This window comes from Pseudomonas sp. AC247 (genome assembly GCF_979258015.1).
Map to the genome: position 1 here is coordinate 6,101,300 of NZ_OZ409829.1, position 20,994 is coordinate 6,122,293.

At 60.4% G+C, this 20,994-nt stretch carries 22 protein-coding genes and 1 pseudogene; 13 read left to right on the plus strand and 10 right to left on the minus strand.

The annotated features are described in order from the left end of the window. Positions 1-173 precede the first annotated feature (173 nt). Together ACZZ0B_RS27620 and ACZZ0B_RS27625 are read right to left on the minus strand one after the other, a co-directional pair. A complete protein-coding gene (locus ACZZ0B_RS27620; protein WP_008084565.1) occupies positions 174-419 on the minus strand; it encodes a TIGR02647 family protein in 246 nt (81 codons plus the stop codon). Between the two features lie 195 nt (positions 420-614). Beyond that, positions 615-905, minus strand: a complete 291-nt coding sequence (locus ACZZ0B_RS27625) for a hypothetical protein (RefSeq protein ID WP_463546711.1) — start codon at positions 903-905, stop codon at positions 615-617. A 123-nt stretch (positions 906-1,028) separates the two neighbouring features. On the opposite strand from ACZZ0B_RS27625, the gene ACZZ0B_RS27630 reads away from it, so the two are divergent. Beyond that, on the plus strand, positions 1,029-1,688 hold the full coding sequence (locus tag ACZZ0B_RS27630; protein WP_463546712.1) for a glutathione S-transferase family protein: 660 nt from the start codon (positions 1,029-1,031) through the stop codon (positions 1,686-1,688). Positions 1,689-1,807: 119 nt separating this feature from the next. Here ACZZ0B_RS27630 and argH read toward each other — a convergent pair whose 3' ends face one another. Beyond that, positions 1,808-3,202 carry an argininosuccinate lyase gene (gene argH, locus ACZZ0B_RS27635; RefSeq protein ID WP_008084559.1) on the minus strand — a complete coding sequence of 465 codons (1,395 nt, stop codon included), beginning with the start codon at positions 3,200-3,202 and terminating at the stop codon, positions 1,808-1,810. A gap of 336 nt (positions 3,203-3,538) precedes the next feature. Between argH and ACZZ0B_RS27640 the strand changes: the two are divergent. From ACZZ0B_RS27640 to ACZZ0B_RS27675, 8 genes and pseudogenes are all read left to right on the plus strand, one after another. Next, positions 3,539-3,679: pseudogene (locus ACZZ0B_RS27640) on the plus strand (sensor histidine kinase); the annotation flags it as partial. Then, positions 3,676-4,422, plus strand: a complete 747-nt coding sequence (locus tag ACZZ0B_RS27645) for a LytR/AlgR family response regulator transcription factor (protein ID WP_007911111.1) — start codon at positions 3,676-3,678, stop codon at positions 4,420-4,422. The pseudogene ACZZ0B_RS27640 and the gene ACZZ0B_RS27645, both read left to right, overlap by 4 nt. Positions 4,423-4,560: 138 nt before the next feature. Then, positions 4,561-5,502: a hydroxymethylbilane synthase gene (gene hemC, locus ACZZ0B_RS27650; RefSeq protein WP_008084557.1), complete on the plus strand. Its 942-nt coding sequence runs from the start codon at positions 4,561-4,563 to the stop codon at positions 5,500-5,502. Continuing rightward, complete coding sequence (locus tag ACZZ0B_RS27655; protein ID WP_463546713.1) at positions 5,499-6,260, plus strand: uroporphyrinogen-III synthase; 762 nt, start codon at positions 5,499-5,501, stop codon at positions 6,258-6,260. The genes hemC and ACZZ0B_RS27655 overlap by 4 nt, the downstream gene beginning before the upstream one ends. Before the next feature lie 16 nt (positions 6,261-6,276). Continuing rightward, entirely contained in the window at positions 6,277-7,422 is a 1,146-nt protein-coding gene (locus ACZZ0B_RS27660) for a uroporphyrinogen-III C-methyltransferase (RefSeq protein ID WP_008084554.1), read from the plus strand. Continuing rightward, positions 7,419-8,657, plus strand: a complete 1,239-nt coding sequence (locus ACZZ0B_RS27665) for a heme biosynthesis HemY N-terminal domain-containing protein (protein ID WP_463546714.1) — start codon at positions 7,419-7,421, stop codon at positions 8,655-8,657. Before ACZZ0B_RS27660 ends, ACZZ0B_RS27665 begins: the two co-directional genes overlap by 4 nt. Positions 8,658-8,875: 218 nt before the next feature. Beyond that, entirely contained in the window at positions 8,876-9,427 is a 552-nt protein-coding gene (locus ACZZ0B_RS27670) for a disulfide bond formation protein B (RefSeq protein WP_158832103.1), read from the plus strand. Between the two features lie 184 nt (positions 9,428-9,611). Then, complete coding sequence (locus tag ACZZ0B_RS27675) at positions 9,612-10,070, plus strand: Rsd/AlgQ family anti-sigma factor (RefSeq protein ID WP_064116385.1); 459 nt, start codon at positions 9,612-9,614, stop codon at positions 10,068-10,070. A 59-nt stretch (positions 10,071-10,129) separates the two neighbouring features. On the opposite strand, the gene ACZZ0B_RS27680 is transcribed toward ACZZ0B_RS27675, so the two are convergent. Beyond that, positions 10,130-10,795, minus strand: coding sequence for an FKBP-type peptidyl-prolyl cis-trans isomerase (locus tag ACZZ0B_RS27680; RefSeq protein WP_158832105.1), 666 nt, complete (start codon positions 10,793-10,795; stop codon positions 10,130-10,132). A 192-nt stretch (positions 10,796-10,987) separates the two neighbouring features. On the opposite strand from ACZZ0B_RS27680, the gene ACZZ0B_RS27685 reads away from it, so the two are divergent. Beyond that, the gene (locus ACZZ0B_RS27685; protein ID WP_463546715.1) at positions 10,988-12,184 is read left to right on the plus strand and encodes an AlgP family protein; all 1,197 of its coding nucleotides are present in this window, start codon (positions 10,988-10,990) and stop codon (positions 12,182-12,184) included. Here ACZZ0B_RS27685 and ACZZ0B_RS27690 read toward each other — a convergent pair. Then, positions 12,181-12,642, minus strand: a complete 462-nt coding sequence (locus ACZZ0B_RS27690) for a TIGR02444 family protein (RefSeq protein WP_463546716.1) — start codon at positions 12,640-12,642, stop codon at positions 12,181-12,183. The two genes, ACZZ0B_RS27685 and ACZZ0B_RS27690, sit on opposite strands and share 4 nt — an antisense overlap. Positions 12,643-12,692: 50 nt before the next feature. On the opposite strand from ACZZ0B_RS27690, the gene ACZZ0B_RS27695 reads away from it, so the two are divergent. The 3 genes from ACZZ0B_RS27695 (at position 12,693) to rhtB (ending at position 15,969) form a co-directional block, all read left to right on the plus strand. Next, on the plus strand, positions 12,693-14,603 hold the full coding sequence (locus tag ACZZ0B_RS27695) for an ATP-binding cassette domain-containing protein (protein WP_463546717.1): 1,911 nt from the start codon (positions 12,693-12,695) through the stop codon (positions 14,601-14,603). Then, positions 14,603-15,184: a mechanosensitive ion channel family protein gene (locus ACZZ0B_RS27700; RefSeq protein ID WP_008084536.1), complete on the plus strand. Its 582-nt coding sequence runs from the start codon at positions 14,603-14,605 to the stop codon at positions 15,182-15,184. Before ACZZ0B_RS27695 ends, ACZZ0B_RS27700 begins: the two co-directional genes overlap by 1 nt. A gap of 152 nt (positions 15,185-15,336) precedes the next feature. Beyond that, positions 15,337-15,969, plus strand: coding sequence for a homoserine/homoserine lactone efflux protein (rhtB, locus tag ACZZ0B_RS27705; protein ID WP_008084534.1), 633 nt, complete (start codon positions 15,337-15,339; stop codon positions 15,967-15,969). A gap of 183 nt (positions 15,970-16,152) precedes the next feature. Here the strand turns inward: rhtB and ACZZ0B_RS27710 are convergent, their stop codons facing one another. The 5 genes from ACZZ0B_RS27710 to ACZZ0B_RS27730 form a co-directional block, all read right to left on the minus strand. After that, positions 16,153-16,896, minus strand: a complete 744-nt coding sequence (locus ACZZ0B_RS27710; protein ID WP_008084532.1) for a hypothetical protein — start codon at positions 16,894-16,896, stop codon at positions 16,153-16,155. Positions 16,897-16,899: 3 nt separating this feature from the next. Continuing rightward, positions 16,900-17,487 carry a penicillin-binding protein activator LpoB gene (gene lpoB, locus ACZZ0B_RS27715; RefSeq protein WP_008084530.1) on the minus strand — a complete coding sequence of 196 codons (588 nt, stop codon included), beginning with the start codon at positions 17,485-17,487 and terminating at the stop codon, positions 16,900-16,902. Positions 17,488-17,523: 36 nt separating this feature from the next. Beyond that, positions 17,524-17,898, minus strand: a complete 375-nt coding sequence (locus tag ACZZ0B_RS27720; RefSeq protein WP_008084528.1) for a YcfL family putative periplasmic lipoprotein — start codon at positions 17,896-17,898, stop codon at positions 17,524-17,526. Between the two features lie 15 nt (positions 17,899-17,913). Continuing rightward, positions 17,914-19,308: a COG3014 family protein gene (locus ACZZ0B_RS27725; protein WP_008084527.1), complete on the minus strand. Its 1,395-nt coding sequence runs from the start codon at positions 19,306-19,308 to the stop codon at positions 17,914-17,916. A 208-nt stretch (positions 19,309-19,516) separates the two neighbouring features. After that, positions 19,517-20,917 carry a COG3014 family protein gene (locus ACZZ0B_RS27730; protein WP_463546718.1) on the minus strand — a complete coding sequence of 467 codons (1,401 nt, stop codon included), beginning with the start codon at positions 20,915-20,917 and terminating at the stop codon, positions 19,517-19,519. Between the last annotated feature and the right edge of the window lie 77 nt (positions 20,918-20,994).

The window sequence follows — 20,994 nt, forward strand, 5'->3', positions numbered from 1 at the left end:
AACCGGCTCGCAGGCTCGGACGTAGAGGGTCTCGGAATGTCAGGCAGTTTAGCCTTAGCGCGGCGGGACTTTTAGCTGATTTTGTTTTTTGACGTCAGATTTCTATCGCGGACGAACAGGCAGGCCCGCGGAAATCCCGTGGCAGGAGTTCCCGTGGGCGAAGCCGGGGAGGATCAGGCGGTTTCTTGCTCTCTCAAAATGGTCAGCACGGTCTGCACGTTTTGTGCTGCATCGCGACCGAGGCTGGTCAGATAACCGCCATCGGGCTGATCAGTCAGGTCTTTTTCAAAGAGGCGTTTGGCGGCAGAAATATGTTTCGGGGCAGCGGTCTGATGAATTTTCAAACCTTCCTGGGAACTGTCCAGGGGAAAGAGTGCGAGGACTTCCAGTTCGGCAACCAACTCAGGGGTAAGCGACATAAGGACTCCAGACTTTCTAGGAATTGGACGACAGCGCCCCTAAGGTGAACCGGCTTTTGCGGCATGTCCAGTGCTCAGATCAGGGATTTTGTCTTGAGGCGGATTCCAGTGTAGTCCTCATAAAAAAGATCGCAGCCTTCGGCAGCTCCTACAGGGGATTTATGTAGGAGCTGCCGAAGGCTGCGATCTTTTGATTCAGGATTTTTCTGGCGGCAACTCAGGCAGCGCACGCAGGGCCGCTTCGTACCATTCAGTATCAAATGCGCGATCTTCATCGAGCATCGCGTCAATCTCGTAGGCCAGCACGTGCGCCATCAGGTTGAGGATCTCTTCGCGCTCAGTTCCGACCAGTGTCAGCTTGTTGAAAGTCGCTTTGGCCGCTGGCGGGTTGTCGCTTTCGATCTGGTTCTCGATGGCTTCGATCAACGTCGCTTCGGTGAACTCTTCTTCGTCGTTGTCATTGTCGATGTCTGTCGGCTCGCTCATGGCAGGCTCCTCAAGGAAAGGCGCCAGTTTACCCGCATTCAGAGGCGTGATGCTGCTGGCGGGATTGGCCTGCACGTTCTATAAACAGGCACTGCCCACCCCGCACGGCCTGGAGGCTATGTGATGCTCAAGCTTTATGGATTCTCAGTCAGCAACTACTACAACATGGTCAAACTGGCGCTGCTGGAAAAAGGCCTGTCGTTCGAAGAGGTCACGTTCTACCCGGCGCAAACCCCGGAGTCCCTGACCATCAGCCCGCGCGGCAAAGTGCCGGTGCTCGGCGTCGATGGTGGTTACATCAACGAAACCGCGATCATCCTCGAATACCTGGAGCAGACCCAGAAAGGCACAGCGCTGCTGCCGAGCGATCCGTTCGAGCGCGCGCAGGTGTTGGCGATTGCCAAGGAAATCGAGCTGTACATCGAGTTGCCGGGGCGTGCCTGTTATGGCGAAGCATTTTTCGGCATGACTTTGCCGGACGCGATCAAGGAAAAGACCAAGACTGAATTGTTGCTGGGTTTTGCGGCCTTGGGCCGACACGGCAAATTCGTCCCGTACGTGGCGGGCGACAGCTTGAGTATTGCCGATTTGTACTTCCTCTACAGCGTGCCGCTGGCCTCTGCGGTCGGGCAGAAGCTGTTCGGGATTGATTTCCTGGCGGAGATGCCGCAGGCGAAGGCGTTGCTGGAGAGGCTTGAGCAGAATCCGCATGTGCAGAAGATTGCGGCGGACAAGGATGCGGCGATGCCGGCGTTTTTGGCGATGATCGCTGCAAAGAAGTGATTTTTTTAGCGTTCTGAAGTCAGTCATCGCTGGCAAGCCAGCTCCCACAGGTCTTTGGGTCGAACCAAAATTGTGTTCCAGCAAAGAACCCTGTGGGAGCTGGCTTGCCAGCGATGCTTTTAGCGGCTGGCGATGAGCGCTTGACCGCGCACTACAGCAGCCTTGACCTGCGCCGGCGCAGTCCCGCCGATATGGTCACGGGCATTCACCGAGCCTTCCAGGGTCAGTACGGCAAACACGTCCTGCTCGATCTGATCGCTGAACTGGCGCAGTTCTTCCAGGCTCATCTCGGCCAAATCCTTGCCCGTGTCCACGCCGTATTTCACGGCATGGCCAACGATTTCGTGGCAATCACGGAACGGCAAACCACGGCGCACCAGATAATCCGCCAGGTCGGTCGCGGTGGAGAAACCACGCAACGCCGCTTCACGCATGATCGCGTGCTTCGGTTTGATCGCCGGGATCATGTCGGCAAAGGCGCGCAGCGAGTCGCGCAGGGTGTCGGCGGCGTCGAACAGCGGCTCTTTGTCTTCCTGGTTGTCCTTGTTGTAGGCCAGCGGTTGGCCTTTCATCAAGGTCAGCAGGCCCATCAGTGCGCCGAACACACGGCCGGTCTTGCCACGTACCAGCTCTGGCACGTCGGGGTTTTTCTTTTGCGGCATGATCGAACTGCCGGTGCAGAAACGGTCCGGCAGATCGATGAACTGGAACTGCGCGCTGGTCCACAGCACCAATTCTTCGGAGAAACGCGACAAGTGCATCATCGCGATGCTCGCGGCCGAGCAGAATTCGATGGCGAAATCGCGATCGGAAACGTTGTCCAGCGAGTTGCCGCCAACCGCGTCAAAACCCAGCAGTTGCGCGGTGTATTCGCGGTCGATCGGGTAGGTGGTGCCGGCCAGCGCGGCGCTGCCCAATGGCATGCGGTTGGTGCGCTTGCGGCAGTCGACCAGACGCTCGTAATCGCGGCTGAGCATTTCGAACCAGGCCAGCATGTGGTGCCCGAAGGTCACTGGCTGCGCGGTCTGCAAGTGAGTGAAGCCCGGCATGATGCTCGCGGCTTCGCGCTCGGCTTGCTCCAGCAGGCCTTTTTGCAGACGGGTGATTTCGGCGAGGATCAGGTCGATCTCGTCACGCAGCCACAGGCGGATGTCGGTGGCGACCTGGTCGTTGCGGCTGCGCCCGGTGTGCAGTTTTTTGCCGGTGACGCCGATGCGGTCGGTCAGGCGTGCTTCGATGTTCATGTGCACGTCTTCGAGGTCGATGCGCCAGTCGAACTGGCCGGCCTCGATTTCGCCCTGAATGGTGTTCAGGCCATCGATGATGCTGTCGCGCTCGGCATCGGTCAGCACGCCAACCTTGGCCAGCATGGTGGCGTGGGCGATCGAACCCATGATGTCGTGGCGATACAGGCGCTGGTCGAAAGTGACGGAGGCGGTGAAGCGGGCGACGAAGGCGTCGACGGGTTCACTGAAGCGGCCGCCCCAGGACTGATTGGTCTTGTCAGTGCTCATGAATTCGCTCGTATCGGCTTGAAGAAAAAAGGCGTGAAACGCTGGCGCGGATAATAACAGGGTTGCCCAGACTGTCGCTGACACCGGTCGATACGTTTTTTTCTCATTGGCTCAGTCATAGTCGGCGCTGCGCCCGGAAGATTTGCGCAAGGATATTTTTCGATTGAGCAATATCGGCCCGACGAGCGTCTACAGTAGGACATAAGGGTCGGCGCGACTTTCGATCGCGCAAAGGTCTGGCCGCCGACTATAAGAAGAGGGGGGTGGGTGTAATTGTCCTTCGGCAATCCCCGTGAGAAACGCAGGAAACAGCGGGCTTTGAGCAGTACGACCCGGACACTGGCAAATATTGCTGGCCGACGTACGGCACTTTTTGGCGCTCGGGCTAGTCTTAGCGTGGATCGCGGTGACGGACGTCACTTCACCTGTCTACGCTATCCTTGTGCGAGACTCACGCAGGAATCCAGCGCAATATGAATGTCCTGATCGTTGATGACGAACCACTGGCTCGCGAGCGCCTCAGCCGAATGGTGAGCGAGCTCGAGGGTTATACAGTTCTGGAGCCCAGCGCCACGAATGGCGAGGAGGCGTTGGCACTGATCGACAGCCACAAACCGGATATCGTGCTGCTTGATATCCGCATGCCGGGCCTCGATGGCCTGCAAGTTGCTGCCCGTCTGTGCGAACGAGAAACGCCGCCCGCCGTGGTGTTTTGCACCAGCCCCGATGAATTTGCCGTGGAAGCCCTGCAGGCCAGCGCCGTGGGCTATGTGGTGAAACCCGTGCGAACCGAACATCTGCATGACGCCCTGAAACGGGCGGAACGTCCCAACCGGGCGCAACTCTCGGCCCTGACCCGTCCCGCTGCCGAAAGTGGCACCGGCCCACGCAGCCACATCAGCGCCCGCACCCGTAAAGGCATCGAACTGATCCCGCTGGATCAGGTGGTCTATTTCATTGCCGACCACAAATACGTGACCTTGCGCCACGAGGCCGGCGAAGTGCTGCTCGACGAGCCACTGAAGGCTCTGGAAGACGAATTCGGCGAACGCTTTGTGCGTATCCACCGCAACGCCCTGGTCGCCCGCGACCGCATCGAACGTCTGCAACGCACGCCGCTGGGGCATTTCCAGCTGTTCCTCAAAGGCCTCAATGGTGATGCGCTGATCGTCAGCCGTCGGCACGTGGCCGGTGTGCGCAAAATGATGCAGGGCCTGTAATCCGGACATTTCCGGCGGCTCACATTTCTTTCCATCGGGCATTGCAGGCCAGGGAGGCCGCGCCGACTCTGATTCAAGTCAAAGTGGATTTGGCTGAGCTGTTATTATCCGCCGTATCTATTCAGTACGGATTGATCCATGTCCTCTCGCGAAATCCGCATCGCCACCCGTAAAAGTGCGTTGGCCCTCTGGCAGGCCGAATACGTCAAAGCCCGTCTGGAAGCGGCCCACCCGGGCCTGCTGGTGACGCTGGTGCCCATGGTCAGTCGCGGCGACAAGCTGCTCGATTCGCCACTGTCGAAAATCGGCGGCAAGGGCCTGTTCGTCAAAGAACTGGAAACCGCGCTGCTGGAAAACGAAGCCGACATCGCCGTCCACTCGATGAAAGACGTGCCGATGGACTTCCCCGAAGGCCTCGGTCTGTTTTGCATCTGCGAGCGCGAAGACCCGCGCGATGCCTTCGTTTCCAATACCTATGAAAGCCTTGAAGCGTTGCCTGCCGGCAGCATCGTCGGCACCTCCAGTCTGCGCCGTCAGGCGCAACTGCTGACGCGTCGCCCGGATCTTGAAATCCGCTTCCTGCGCGGCAACGTCAATACGCGTCTGGCCAAGCTTGATGCTGGCGAGTACGACGCGATCATCCTCGCAGCGGCCGGCCTGATCCGCCTCGGTTTCGAAGAGCGCATCACTTCGGCAATCAGTGTCGATGACAGCTTGCCGGCCGGTGGCCAAGGTGCGGTCGGTATCGAATGCCGCAGCGCCGACACGCAAATCCATGCCTTGCTCGCCCCGCTGCATCACGCCGACACCTCGTCGCGGGTGACTGCCGAACGTGCCCTCAACAAACATCTGAATGGCGGCTGCCAGGTGCCTATCGCCTGCTACGCCGTGCTCGAAGGCGAGCAGTTGTGGTTGCGTGGTCTGGTCGGCGAGCCGAGCGGTGGCAAGCTGCTCAGCGCTGAAGCCCGTGCGCCACGTGCTAATGCCCAAGCATTGGGTGTGCAGGTAGCTGAAGATCTGTTGAGCCAGGGCGCCGCCGACATTCTCAAAGCGGTCTACGGCGAGGCAGGTCACGAGTGACCGCTTGGCGCCTGCTGCTGACGCGCCCTGCGGAAGATTGTGCGGCGCTCGCCGAGACGTTGGCGGCGCAGGGCGTTTTCAGTAGTTGTCTGCCGCTCCTGGACATTGTTGCGCTGCCAGTCTCTGACAAGATTCGTCAGGCGATTGCGCAGTTGCCGGGTTGCAGCGCGGTGATCGTGGTCAGCAAACCGGCGGCGCGCATTGCACTGGATTTACTCGGCGGCTCGCCTGCGCTGACGATGCCGTGGTTCAGCGTCGGTGCGGCAACCGCGCAGATTCTTCGCGATCATGGCCTGGATGTCAGCTTTCCCGCCGACGGTGATGACAGCGAAGCGCTGCTGCAGTTGCCGCGTCTGCGAGAGGCGGTCAGCCGACCGGGTGCGCAGGTGTTGATCCTGCGCGGGCAGGGCGGGCGCGAGCTGCTCGCCGAGCGTTTGCGTGAGCTAGGTGCTAGTGTCGAGTATCTGGAATTGTATCGACGTGACCTGCCAGCCTATGCACCGCACGCGTTGCCGCAGCGGATCGCAGCGGAACGCTTGAACGGGCTGGTGGTCAGCAGTGGACAGGGTTTCGAGCACCTGCGCGAAATGGCCGGCGATGCCTGGCCCGAGATTGCGCAGCTGCCGTTGTTTGTTCCAAGCCCAAGGGTCGCCGAGCTGGCACGTGCCGACGGGGCTCAAACAGTTGTGGATTGCCGCGGCGCGAGTGCCGCGGCTTTGCTGACGGCGTTACGGGAGCATCCCGGGCCCGTTCTCTAATGCAAAGGATGGATACGTGAGCGAAACAGCCTTGCCAAAAGATGATGTCCAGCCTGTCGTGCTTGAAAAGCAGGTTGAAACTCCACCGCCGGCCAACGAGCCGCGCCGAGGCAATGGACTGGCCATCGTCGCCCTGTTGCTCGGTGCTGCCGGTGTCGCGATCGGTGGCTGGGGTGTCTGGCAGGTCCGTCACCTGCAGACCAACACCCAACAACAGTCGGGCCAGGTGCAGGCGCTGAACGATCAGGCGCAGAGCCTGAAACTCAACGAGCAGCGTCTGACCGAGCGCCTCGCGCAGTTGCCGGGCGCCGACGAACTTGCCGAGCGCCAGCGTCTGGTGACGCAGCTTCAGGGCGATCAGCAACGCCTCAACCAACGCCTGGAAACCGTTCTCGGGGCGAGCCGCAAGGACTGGCGTCTGGCCGAGGCCGAACACCTTCTGCGTCTGGCCAGCCTGCGTCTTTCCGCGTTGCAGGACATCAGCAGCGCGCAGGCACTGGTGCAGGGCGCCGACGAAATTCTCCGCGAACAGAACGACCCTGGTTCTTTCGCTGCCCGCGAGCAAGTGGCGAAAACCCTGGTGGCCCTGCGCAGCACCGCGCAGCCGGATCGCACCGGGCTGTTCCTGCGCCTCGGCGCGTTGCGCGATCAGGTCATTGACCTCACCGAGCTGGCGCCGGAGTACAAGGATCGCGGCGAATCGCTGCTGGGCCTGACTGCCGACGGTGACGGCGCCAGTCGCTGGGCACAGTGGTGGGATCAGGTTTCGCGTTACATCCGTATCGATTTCAACGCCGACAAGAATGTGCGGCCGCTGCTGGCCGGGCAGAGCCTGAGCCAGGTACGTCTGGCCCTGAGCCTGGCGCTGGAGCAGGCGCAGTGGGCGGCGCTCAACGGACAGGCGCCGGTTTATACCCAGGCACTGGCCGAGGCGCGTGACGTGCTCAAAGGCAATTTCAATCCGGACAACCCGCAGAGCAAAGTGATGCTGGAGCAGGTTGGCGAATTGAGCAAAGAGCCGGTCACGGTCAACACGCCGGATCTGGCCGGCACTCTCAGCGCGGTGCAGGCGTATCTGGAACGGCGCAACGTCAATGCTGAAGAATCGGTGAAACCTTTTGCCAAGCCTGCCGCCAATTCCGCGCAGGAGGCGACGCCATGAAGCGCCTGTATGTGATCGTGTTCCTGGTGATCGCGGCGACAGCGGCGCTGGGTTTTGCGGTGGCGCAGCATTCCGGTTACGTGCTGATCGCCTACAAGAGCTTTCGCTACGAAGCGAGCCTGTGGGCAACGCTGGCGGTCATCGCGGTGCTGTGGCTGCTGATCTGGGGCATCAAGGCGTTGGTCGAGCTGGTGATGACCTCCAGCGGCGTGGTTAATCCATGGTCACGGCGCAACCGCAGCCGTCGCGTGCAAGTGGCGATCGAACACGGGCAACTGGACTTGGCCGAAGGGCGTTGGGCCAGCGCGCAACGTCATCTGCATCGCGCGGCTGAAGCCGAACGCCAACCGTTGCTGTACTACCTCGGCGCTGCGCGCGCCGCCAATGAGCAAGGCAATTACGAAGAATGCGACCGCCTGCTGGAGCGTGCGCTGGAGCGTCAGCCGCAGGCCGAACTGGCGATTGCCCTGAGCCATGCGCAACTGCAAACCGATCGTGGCGATACCGATGGGGCGCTGGTCACGCTGCAAGCGATGCACGAACGCCATCCGCACAATGCGCAGACGCTGCGCCAGTTGCAGCGCCTGTATCAGCAGCGTGGTGAATGGTCGGCGGTGATTCGCCTGCTGCCGGAGCTGCGCAAGGACAAGGTCCTGCCAGCGGCCGAACTGGCTGAACTCGAACGACGCGCCTGGGGCGAGAACCTTTCGCTGGCGGCGCATCGCGAAGAGGACGGCACGGTGGGCCTGCAATCGCTCAATCGGGCATGGCAGCAACTGACTTCCGCGCAACGTCAGGAATCGCCGCTGGTGCTGGCGTATGCCGAGCAACTGCGGCAGTTGGGCGCTCAGGTGGAAGCCGAGGAAGTCTTGCGCGGCGCCATCAAGCGCAAGTACGACAGCCATCTGGCCCGCCTGTATGGCCTGGTGCGCGGCAGCGATCCGGCGCGTCAGCTGCAGACGGCTGAAGGCTGGCTCAAGGAACATCCGAACGATCCGAGCCTGCTGCTGACCTTGGGGCGTCTGTGCCTGCAAACCAGCCTGTGGGGCAAGGCGCGCGATTATCTGGAAAGCAGCCTGCGTGTGCAGCGCAATCCGGAAACCTGCGCGGAACTGGCGCGTTTGCTGGCGCAACTGGGTGATACCGAGCGCAGCAACCAGCTGTTCCAGGAAGGCCTCGGTTTGTTGGATGAGCGCCTGCTGGCTGCGCCGTTGCCGGTACCTGCTCGCGCCTGAAAACACGGGGGAGTTCGCTCCCTCGTTTTCGTTTCGCGACTATTGATTGCCTGCAAATCAGCCTCGAAGGCAAAGTCCTACAGCGTGCTTTACCTTTTCCTCTCTACCCTGTCGGGTTTTCCCTACACCTTTACCGAAGTGTCGCCAGCCCACCGCCTTGAAAGGCTGACGCGCTTTCCTCTACCGTAACTGCCTGTCTCTACTGTTACGGAAAAGCCATGTCGTTGGCCTGCTCACGCTCCTTGTTTTTCATGGCTTTTACTGCGGGGGCCGTTGCCCTGGGAGCTTCCTATTACCTTGAATACGCGGTTGGCCTGGTGCCGTGCAGCCTGTGCCTGGTGCAGCGATTGTGCATGACGCTGCTCACAGCCTGTTGTGGACTGGCGGCGGTGCACGGCCCGCAACGCCTCGGTCTGTCGTTCTATTGGGTGGCCGCGCTGGGTGCCAGCCTCGGCGGAACCACTGCGGCCTGGCGACAGGTGTTGTTGCAGAGCGATCCGGTGTTGCAGTTGGCAAACTGCTCACCCGATCCCGCCACCTTGTTCAGCAACCTGCCATGGCTGTGTGCGGCGGTGCGGATGTTTAACGGCAGCGCCGATTGCGCGGAAATTTCCTGGACGCTGTTTGACCTGAGCGTTCCAGAGTGGAGCCTGCTGTTCTTTATGGCCGTCTCCGTGCTGGCGTTTTTTCAACTCGTGCGACAGGTCTGGAACGCTCTGCAACGACCGCTCAGCGGCGAAGCGTCGCACCGGGGGTTGGTCAGGGATTAAACACTTGTATGAACTTTATCTCCTGCGTACCTTGAAGCCATAGGCGCGCGGGCATAATCTGGCCCGCACGTGTCATTGGATTTATGTTGCTCGATGACGCTCTGCCCGTCCGCACTCCAAGCGATAAACCAGAAGAGAGGCGCGGGTGTAGAGCAGCATGACCCACAAGGGAAGAGAGATCGCCATGCTCGAAAGTTGTCAGAATGCTCAGGAACGCTGGGGTGGAGTTCATCTGCTGATCGACCGCTGGTTGCAAGAGCGTGAAGATCTGATCGGTGCCTACGACAAACTGGGTGCACAGCCTGAGTCGCTGTCCGAGAGCCGCAAGCCCTTGCAGGAATTTTGCGGTGTGCTGGTCGATTACGTGTCGGCCGGGCATTTCGAAATCTACGAACAGCTGACCGGCGAAGCCAAGGCGTTCAACGACAAGCGCGGCCTGGAACTCGCCGAGACAATCTATCCGCGCATCGACGTGATCACCGAGAAGCTGCTCGCGTTCAACGATCTGTGTGATGAGGGCAAATGCGTTGCCGAGAAATTCAAGGAGCTGGGTGGTTTGCTGCACGAGCGCTTCGAACTCGAAGACTGCCTGATTGAAGTGCTGCACACAGCGCACAAGGAAGAAGATCCGGTCCAGGCCTGATCCTTTCTGCCGATCAAAAAAAACGGTGCGCCCAAAGCGCACCGTTTTTTATTGCCTGCTCAACTGGTCGCGCCGCGCAATTCCACTTCAAACACCAGCGGTGTGAATGGCGCGATCAGGTCACCGGCACCGTCCGCGCCATACGCTTGATCCGATGGAATCACCAGGCGCCATTTCGCGCCCACCGGCATGTTTTGCAAAGCGGTGCGCCAACCGGCGATCACGCTGTCGAGGTTGAACCATTGCGGCTGAGTGTTCTGATCGAACACGGTGCCGTCGGGCAAGCGACCGACATACAATACCTGCACTTTTCCATCCGGCCCGGCTTTGGCGCCAGTGCCTGGCGTCAGCTCGGTCAGGAGGATGCCGTCGGCCAATTCCTTCACGCCCGGTTTGGCTTTTTCTGCCGTGAGAAACCGCTGCTCGTTTTCCATCGCGGCATCACTGGAAGGCTGCGCCGAATGTTCGGCATTTTGTGCTTCGTGATCAGCCAGAATCTGTTCGATACGTGCTTCACTCAGCGCCAATGGCTTGCCTTGATAGGCTTGCTGCAAGCCTTCGACCAACGCTTGAATCTGCAACTGTGGAACCTCCTGACGCAGGCGTTCACCCAGGCTTGCACCGAGACTGTAGGCGAGATCGTGAGCGTCATTCGCGGTGGTTTTTTCGTCGGCGTGAGCCACTGAAAAAACCATGCAGAGGGATAAAAAAAGGTAGCGCGACATGGGCACTCTCCGTCCTGAGATGCGGTGGATTATGCCAGCGCAAACGTCTGCAACGGTGAACTGCTTTTGACTTGTCGAAGAACATTTTCACTTCGTTGCAACGCAACCGTTTCGATACTGTCAAGATGACCTAGCGGCGGTAGCAGCAGAGGTCTAGTATGAGCCGCATTCACGTCAGCCAGGAGGTAAACCATGTCGGCCACCAAGAAGCCTGTAAACACTCCGTTGCACTTACTCCAACAACTCTCGGGCAGCCTGCTCGAGCATTTGGAAAACGCTTGCTCGCAAGCCTTGGCTGATGCTGAAAAACTGCTCGCCAAACTGGAAAAGCAACGCGGCAAGGCGCAAGAAAAACTGCACAAATCGCGTACCAAATTGCAAGACGCAGCGGCTGCCGGTAAAGCCAAGGCACAGACCAAAGCCAAAGGCGCAGTGAAAGAACTGGAAGACCTGCTCGATGCGCTCAAGGATCGTCAGTCCGATACCCGCAGCTACATTCTGCAACTCAAGCGTGACGCCCAGGAAAGCCTGAAACTGGCCCAGGGTGTTGGCCGCGTTCAAGAAGCCGTGGGCAAAGTATTGTCGACTCGCTCGGCCAAACCAGCAGCGGCACCGGCGAAGAAAGCTGCTGCAAAACCTGCTGCAGCCAAAGCTCCAGCGAAAACTGCAGCGGCCAAGCCTGCTGCAAAAGCGGCTGCTAAAACCGCTGCCAAGCCTGCTGCAAAAGCACCAGTAAAAACCGCTGCAAAACCAGCGGCCAAAGCGGCTGCAAAACCTGCTGCGAAAAAACCTGCTGCGGCGAGCGCTGCAAAACCAGCGGCTAAAACCACAGCGGCAAAACCTGCTGCGCGTACTGCCGCTGCCAAGCCGGCTACCCGTGCCGCTGCTGCTAAACCAGCTGCGAAGTCAGCCGCTACCAAAGCTGCTCCAGCGAAAACCGCCGCTGCTAAACCGGCCGCCAAACCTGCTGCGGCAAAACCAGCTGCCAAGACTGCCGCTAAACCAGCAGCAGCCAAACCTGCGGCAAAAGCGCCAGCCAAAGCTGCTGCAAAACCGGCTGCAAAACCAGCCGTGAAAGCCGCCGCCAAACCGGCAGCCAAGCCAGCCGCTAAACCGGCCGCTGCTGCCAAACCAACGACTGCTGCCGCCAAGCCTGCTGCTGCAAAACCAGCCGCCAAGCCAGCTGCAAAACCTGCCGTTAAAAAGCCAGCCGCTGCCAAACCAGCTGCCGCCAAACCGGCTACCGCGCCTGCCGCCAAACCTGCCGCACCGGCAGCGTCGGCTGCGCCAGCGGCACCTGCTCCAGCCGCTACCACCTCGACCCCTTCGACTGCGTCATCGCCAGCCGCTGTGTCGAGCACCAGCAACAACCCAACCAGCGCTTCCTAAGTGCCGGTAGCCGCGACGCGCAGCACTTGCAGCGCGTCGCGGTTCGGGCTGGCTGCCATGCCGGCCAAGCCTTCCAGCCAGGTCATCGAACCTGCCTCGTTTCGCGTCCACTCCTGCGCCACACCCTCAAGCCGTGACAACAACACTCGCTCAGCTTCCAGCTCGAGTGACTTGATCTGCTCGCGCATGCCTTTCAACACCGCATCCTCCACCGCCGGGGTTTTCCATTGCGTGCGCAGTGCCCGCAGCGGCTGCACTACCTCGATATCCCACGGCTCGGTCAGCGCCTGAAGCTGGCGAACGCGTTGTTCATCGCAAGTCACCCCGCGTTGTTCCAGCCACAAACCACACAGCAGCAGGCACACATTCGCGCCCGCCGTTTGCAGTTGCAGACAAGCATCTTCCACGCCCGTGCGGGCGTAGGTGGCAAGGGAAAAGCTCCACAGGTCAGAGGACATCGTGCTACTCGCGCCAGTTGTGAGCGAAGCTGGTAGACTCCGCCGCCATTATGATCCGACTTCAGAACCTGACTTTACAGCGTGGCCCGCAACGTCTGCTAGAAGACGCCGAGCTGACCCTGCACGCCGGCCACAAAGCTGGCCTCATCGGTGCCAACGGCGCCGGCAAATCGAGCCTGTTCGCCTTGATTCGGGGCGAACTGCACCCGGACTCGGGTGACTGCTTCCTGCCGGCCGACTGGCGCATCGCCCACATGCGCCAGGAAATCGAGACGCTGGAGCGCCTTGCCGTCGACTATGTGCTCGATGGCGACCTGCGTCTACGCGAGGTGCAACGTGACCTCGCCGCTGCCGAAGCGGCGCATGACGGTGCCGCTCAGGCCCGCCTGCACTCGGAACTCGACAGCGCCGACGGTTACACCGCCGATGCGCGAGCGCGCAAGTTGCTCGCCGGTCTCGGTTTCACCAACGAGCAGATGGATCGTCAGGTCGGGGATTTCTCCGGTGGCTGGCGGATGCGCCTGAACCTGGCGCAAGCCTTGATGTGTCCTTCGGACTTATTGCTGCTCGACGAACCGACCAACCACTTGGATCTCGACGCCATCATCTGGCTCGAAGAGTGGCTGAAAAGCTACCCGGGCACTTTGCTGCTGATTTCCCACGACCGTGATTTCCTCGACGAAGTCGTCGATCACGTCGCGCATGTCGATCAGCGCAAGATCACCCTCTACCGTGGTGGCTACACCGCGTTCGAGCGCGCCCGTGCCGAGCGTCTGGCCCAGCAGCAGCAGGCCTACGAGAAGCAGCAGGCGCAACGTGCGCACATGGAAAGCTACATCGCCCGCTTCAAGGCGCAAGCGACCAAGGCCCGTCAGGCGCAGAGCCGGATCAAGGCCCTGGAGCGGATGGAAGAGTTGTCGGCAGCTCACGTCGATTCGCCGTTCGACTTTGTCTTCCGCGAGTCGACGAAAATCTCCAGCCCGCTGATCGACCTGTCCGATGCGCGTCTGGGTTACGGCGACAAAACCATCCTCGAGAAGGTCAAGCTGCAACTGACCCCGGGTGCACGGATCGGCCTGCTCGGCCCGAACGGCGCGGGTAAATCGACGCTGATCAAGAACCTCGCCGGCGAGCTGTCACCGATCGCCGGGCGCCTGACCCGTGGCGAGAACACCGTGGTCGGCTACTTCGCCCAGCATCAGCTCGACTCGCTGGATTCCAAGGCCAGCCCGTTGCTGCACATGCAGCGTCTGGCACCGAGCGAACGCGAGCAGACCCTGCGCGACTTCCTCGGCGGTTTCGACTTCCGTGGCGCGCGCATCGATGAGCCGGTGCTGAATTTCTCCGGTGGCGAAAAGGCGCGTCTGGCCTTGGCGTTGATAGCCTGGGAACGTCCGAACCTGTTGCTGCTCGACGAACCGACCAACCACCTCGACCTGGAAATGCGCCTGGCGCTGACCATGGCGCTGCAGGAATTCAGCGGCGCGGTGTTGGTGGTGTCTCACGACCGGCACTTGCTCAAGAGCACCACCGATAACTTCTACCTGGTCGCGGACGGCAAGGTCGAAGAGTTCGATGGCGACCTCGAAGACTATGCGCGCTGGCTGGTGGAATACCGCCAGCGCAATGCGCCGGTCAGCAACACTCCGGCCAACCCGGACAAGACTGACAAGAAGGCTCAGCGTCAGGCTGCAGCTGCTTTGCGTCAGCAACTGGCGCCGCACAAGCGCGAAGCCGACAAGCTCGAAGCCGAGCTGGGCAAGCTCCACGAGAAGCTCGCCAAGGTCGATGCCAGCCTCGGCGACAGCGACATCTACGAGCCGGCGCGCAAGAACGAGTTGCGTGATCTGTTGGCCGAGCAAGCCAAGCTGAAGGTTCGCGAAGCCGAGCTGGAAGAAGCGTGGATGGAAGCCCTCGAGGTGCTGGAAAGCATGCAGGCGGAGCTGGAGGCGCTGTCCTGATGGAAGCGTTCAAGCTGCCGCTGCCGGCGATGTGGGTCGAGCCAATCTGGCTGGGCGTGCAGATTCTGCTGATCCTGCTGGCCGGCTATCTCGCCCAACGCTTCGTTGCCAAGTGCCTGACCCGCCTGGGTGAGCGCTATCCGTTCCCGCCGCAGTTGCTGATGCCGCTGCGTGGCGTGCTGCGCTGGCTGATCATGGGCAGTGCGGTGATCTTTGTTTTGGAACGCCTCGGTGTTTCGGCCACGGTGTTGTGGACGGCGCTGTCGGGTTTCGTCGCGGTGGCGGCGGTGGCGTTCTTCGCGATGTGGAGTGTGCTGTCGAACCTGCTGTGCGCGATTCTGATCTTCACGGTCGGGCCGTTTCGGCTGGGGGATATCGTTGAACTGGTCGACACCACGGACAAGCCTGGCGTGAAGGGGCGGGTGGTGGCGATCAATCTGCTTTACACGACGTTGATCGAAGCGGAAGAGTTGGGGACGGGGAGCGCGATGGTGCAGGTGCCGAACAGTCTGTTCTTCCAGCGTTCGGTGCGGCGTTGGCGTGGGACGGATGTGTTTCCGTCTAGCGGGTTTGAGAAGTAGGGTTTCAAGCAAGATCAAAAGATCGCAGCCTTCGGCAGCTCCTACAGGGATCGTATTCCAATGTAGGAGCTGCCGGAGGCTGCGATCTTTTGCTTTTAGCTCCGATCCGCATTAGCTTGAGCGTCTGTCACGATTCAGATGCGAGGTGTGCGATGGAGCTTCAAACATGGCTGGCGTTTTTTGCCGCCTGCTGGGTGATCAGTCTGTCCCCGGGTGCTGGCGCCATTGCGTCGATGTCCAGCGGTCTGCAATACGGATTCTGGCGCGGTTACTGGAATGCCCTCGGCCTGCAGATTGGCCTGGCGGTGCAGATTGCGATTGTCGGCGCCGGCGTTGGCGCGATCCTGACCGCTTCGGCGACTGCCTTCCACGCGATCAAATGGTTCGGTGTCGCTTACCTCGTGTATCTGGCGATCAAGCAATGGCGCGCGCAGCCCATGGACATGAGCGATGACGCGGCAGTGCGGCCGATCGGCAAGCCGCTGGCATTGGTGTTCCGTGGTTTTCTGGTCAACATCAGCAACCCCAAGGCGCTGGTGTTCATGCTGGCGGTGCTGCCGCAGTTCATCAATCCGCACGCGCCGCTGCTGATTCAGTACGTGGTGATCGGCGCAACCATGATCTGCGTCGACCTGATTGTGATGGCCGGTTATACCGGTCTGGCCTCGAAGGTGCTGCGTCTGTTGCGCACACCGCAACAGCAGAAACGCATGAACCGCACGTTTGCCGGGCTGTTCATTGGCGCGGCGGCGTTTATGGCGACGCTGCGCAAAGCAGCCGCCTAAACCTCACAGACACACAACTGTGGTGAGGGGATTTATCCCCGATGGGCTGCGCAGCGGCCCCTTCTTTTAAGATCAAGAGGGGGCCCGCTTCGCGAGCCATCGGGGATAAATCCCCTCACCACAAAGTCCCCAGCACAAGAGTCCCCAGCACAAAGTTCACATCAGATTTGTGCAGGCCTGCAATCAGCGCAGGATCACCGGCGCGGTATCGCGCGGCAGGTTGTTGCGCTGCGGTGCTTCGCGCGGCTGCTCGTAACCGCCACCACCAAGCTGCATGCTCAGCTGCCCGGCCACGTCCTCACCCAGCGCCTTCGACACGTCACGCACCACCCGTGGGCGGTTCAGCGAGATCTTGATGTCGCGGTGGTTCACCAGTTTGGTGTCCTGCGCTTCGCCCATCGCCGTGAAGGCCGAAGTGATCTCGAAGGTCTTGGTATTGATCAGGCTGAAGTCCGCCACCAGCGTCAGGCCCAGCACCGCCGAATAGCTGTCGGTGTTCGCCAGCTCGTTGATGTCCTGGGTGAAGTCGATGTCCGACACCGTTCCAAACAACACATAGTCGGCGCCTTTGAAGGCGCCGGACTTGATCCGCTTGATCACATCGTAGATGTCACCCTTGGACGAAGCGGTGTACGGCGTGCCCTGGATCAGCTGGAACATGCCGGTGCGGAGAATTTCACCCTTGATGTCGCCGGTGAATTTACGCAGCTCGGCCTGCTCGATGTAGCTGGTGTTCGCTTCGTACTCGTTGTAGTTCGACGAGCCGCTGGAGCTGTAGTAACCCTCGCGGTAATTGTTCTGCGACGAAACGATGTGGATGTATTGCTCCACACGTTCCTGGTACGCCAGATCCGTTACCGCGACTTTCGGGGCCGCTTGCACGCTGAACGCGCAAGCCAGGGCCATCATGCCAATCCATGCGCGCATCAATTAACGCTCCGTGGTTTTGCGAATCTCTTTTTCGTCCATCCACTCGGCCAGACCGCTTTCAACGTCGATCAGTTGCAGGCTGAATTTGTAGAAGACGTCCTTGTAGTCGCTGCTGCGCTTGACGATCGAGCTGATCGAACCTTCCAGACGGTATTTGGCCGCGATCATGTTGCCAGTCTTGGCCACGGTGCTCTTCTTGTACAGGCCGCTCTGGTTTTGCAGCTTGAGCTGGTCGACCTGGCTCTGCATGGCGGTGTTGTCGCTGGCGAAACGGGCGACGCCGGTCTTCATCAGCTGAGTCTTGATGCTGGTGGTGATCTCACGCGTGTCGATGTATTCGCTGGTCTTGTTCTTCACATCGTAGACCTGAACCACCGGGCGACCTTGCAGGATGCCGGACTGAGCCATCGAACGGGTCATCGACTCGGCAATCATCTGCAGGTCGGTCGAACCGAATTCGTTGGTCACGGTTTCAACGGCTTTGGTATCGCCGTAGCTGATGTTCTTGCTGCCCAGGGTCGGCGAAGTGTTGACGCAGCCGGAGGCCAGCAGGGCAATAACGGCAATGCAGGAAAAGCGTGCAAACATGGGAATGCTCTCTAAATCAGAAATAGGGTGGCGGGCTTACGGCGTCTTGAGTTCCAGACGGAAGTCCACGGCTTTCGGCGTCGGGGCGATGCCCTGGATGAAGCTGGTCTGGGCGCCGTACATCATCTGGCTTTTCCAGACTTCCTCGTCGGCAATCGGGAAGCCTTCCGGGCCGAGCCAGGCGAAGCGGTAGTAGAACGTCTTGTTGCTGTTGAGGGTGTTGCTCAACTGCACGTTGACGGTCATGAAACCGTTTTCGCGGGCGACGCGCATGGCGCCGACGACGATGTGTTTCTGCGGCCCCATGGCCACGACTTTGCTCGCGGCGCTGCCCGGCTCAGGTGGTGGCGGGGTGGCGCAGCCGCTCGCCAGCAAGGCGAGGGCGGCGACGGCGATGAGTTTGAAGCGCATGCAAAGACTCCGTTCTTAAGGTTGTTTGAGGCTGGCGACGTTGGTCGCACTGGCACTCGGGATCACGTGGGCGGCCAGACCGCCAGCGAACACCTGGTTACCGACGGCGCGCAGGCTGATGACCTGATAACGCTGGTCGACGGTGACCTTGACCACCGAGCCGCCAACAGCGCTCGGCAGGGTAACCTGATGCTCGCCTTTTTTCAGGCGCAGACGCACCACTTGGGTGTAGTCCGGCAGGGTACGCCACGTACGGGTATCGGCACCTTCGAGCACAGCTGAAGAGATACCGACAGCCAGACCGGCCAGCGGGTTGGTTTCGTTGATCTTCTTCTGCGCCACGCCTTTGGTGATTGCGCGCACGGTGGTGCGCACGATGATCCCTGGCATGTCGTCGCGCAGGGCGCGACGGGACATCGCCGTGGTGCTGTTGAGGGCCGTCAGGTCAACCTGCTGACCGTCGACACCGATCTGCGCGAAGGTGGCGGTGGAGGTGTCCGGTTTGATCACCGGGAACGACAGCGGCGTGATCACCACGCTGTTGGAAATCGGCAGCGGCAACGGAATGCGGATCGAGTCACGTGCCGGCGCCAGGCCGCTTTGCACCACGATCAGGATGTCGCTGTCGTCGGATTTGACCGGCTTGTCGAGGTTGATCAGCGCCTGCTCCAGCAGCGGCGTGTTCGGACGCAGTTCGGCGGCCTTGCGGTAGCCCGGTGCAGCCAGGCCTTTCTCGCCCAGGGCTTCATAGACGAAACCGGAGAGGTAATGGCTGAACGCACTCTGGTAGCTGTTCTTCAGGCCGACGACTTCCGGTGCATCGAGGCTGGCGACCGGATAACCCTGCAGGTCTTTGTACTGGGTCTTGACGCCTTCTTTCTCGGCCTCTTCTTCGCTCTTGAGGTATTCCTTGTCGCGCAGGTCGGCGATCACCGCTTCACGCTCGTGAGTCCGCTTGATCGCGGTGCGTGCGCCGTCAAAGTCATTCACCGCCAGCAGGTTCAGGGCCATCTGCGTGGTCAGCATGACTTTTTCATAGTCATAGCCTTCGTAACGACGCACCTTGTCGTTGACGATGAAGCTGCCGAACTGAGCCAGGTACTTACCAGTGTCGAGCTTGACCGAGTCTTCCCACTGACCGACCACCTGATCGGCGCTGGTCCAGGCGCTCTGGCTGCCGGACAGGTCACCCTTGGCGCGCAGCAACTCACCTTTCTCGAAGTAATAGAGCAGGTCTTTGTCCGGGCCGCTGTTGTTCTTTTCCAGCAGGGTCAGCGCAGCGTCGACGTTGCCGGTCGCCAGTTGCTGATTGGTCTGGGCCAGTTCGGAGTCGTAATTGCGGAAAGCGGAACAGCCGGACAGCAAAGTGACCGCGCTGAGCGCGATCAAGGAGGGAGCGCGGAATGCCATGGGGGTACTTCTTCCCTGGAGTAAATACAGCCGCGGATGCTGGTCGGGCTGGTGTGACCCATCGACAGTGGCGCTGGCCTCCTGCCAATTCCTCATATCCTGAGGAGCTTTAATGCCGGTTCGCGTTAGCGAGGGCGCGGCATTATAAGCGGCGAATGGTGGCTATGTAATAGCTTTTTAATTGCACTGGTTAGTTAGGTGCCATTACTTATTTCAGGTTCGATACCACGCTGCTTGCCGGTGCTCCACTGGACTGAAATGCACTGCCATTGGCAAATATTCGATCGCCCAGGGCGCGCAGACCAACGACTTGGCGGTTCTGGTCGATACGGATTTTCAACGGAGCAGTCCCCGGGGTGTTGGGGAGGCTGATCAAGTGGTCGCCCTTCTTCAGGCGCAGGCGCACGACTTGGGTGAGGTTGGGCAAGGTGCGCCAGGTGCGTGTGTCGGCCTGCTCGAAACCGTCCCAGTGGGTGACATACGAAGCTTTGCTCGGATCGCGTCGATTGTCCGTGGCCTGAACGTCCGCCGCCAGAAAGGCCCGGTAGGTGGTGCGCTGGATAATGCCTGGCATGTCGTCACGCAGGGTGCGCAAGGACATGTCGGTAATGCTGTTGACCGCGATCAGCTTGTTCTGCCGACCGTCGATGCTCACTTGATTGAAGGCAGGGGTCGACGTGTCGGGCACCATCACCGGGAATGAGACATTGGCGACGATGACCTGACCGTCCTTAAGCTTCACCGGATACGGTACGCGCACCGAGCTGCGGGCTGGCGCCAGACCGCTTTGGACGATGATCAGCACGTCACTTTCGTTGGCCTTGAGCCCAGGATTGTCGAGGTCGCGCAGGGCCTGCTGGAAAAACGCCATGTCCGGGCGCAGCTCAATTGCCTGACGATAGCCGGGTGCCGCCAGATCTTTTTCACCGAGTGCCTCGTAGGTGAAGCCCGCGAGGTAGTGACTGAACGCGCTCTGATAACCGTTCTTCAAGGCAATCACGGCGGCCGATTCCAGCATGACTACCGGGTAGCCTTGCAGATCCTTGTAGTGAACGCGGGCGCCGTTGGCCTTGGCCGCTTCTTCGACCCGCTCGTATTCCAGTTCCCGTTGCCGGGCGATCAGTGCTTCACGCTCGTGGGTTTTCTTGATGTCGGCACGGGCGCCGTCGAAGTCATTCAGGGCCAGTTGATTCAGGGCCATTTGCGTGGTCAGCATGACCTTTTCGTAATCGTAGCCATCGTAGCGCCGCAGCTTGTCATTGATGATGCTGCCCCACTGATTGCCCATGGCGGCGAGCAACTTGTCGCCGGTGGTTTCTAGGGTGTCCTGGCGCTGTATGACCATCTGCTCGGCGCTGCGCCAGGCGACCTGGCTCTGTGGGAACTCACCGCCAGCGCTCAATACCGCGCCCTTCTCGAAGTAATAGAGCAGATCCTTCTCTTCGCCCGGGTTGTGCGCCTCGATCAAGGCGAGCGAGCCATCGATGTTGCCGGCCTTGAGCTGTTGCGTGGTCTGTTGCAGTTCCAAGTCGTAATCGCGGTACGCGGCGCAGCCGCTGACTTGCAAAATGGCGGCGATCAGCAGCGATGGCAGCAGGCAATGGCGCATGAGCGGGTTCTTCCTTGAACGGACAGTACGAAGAGGTGGCGCATTATAGGGGTGGATGATGGCTAACTGCTTTGATG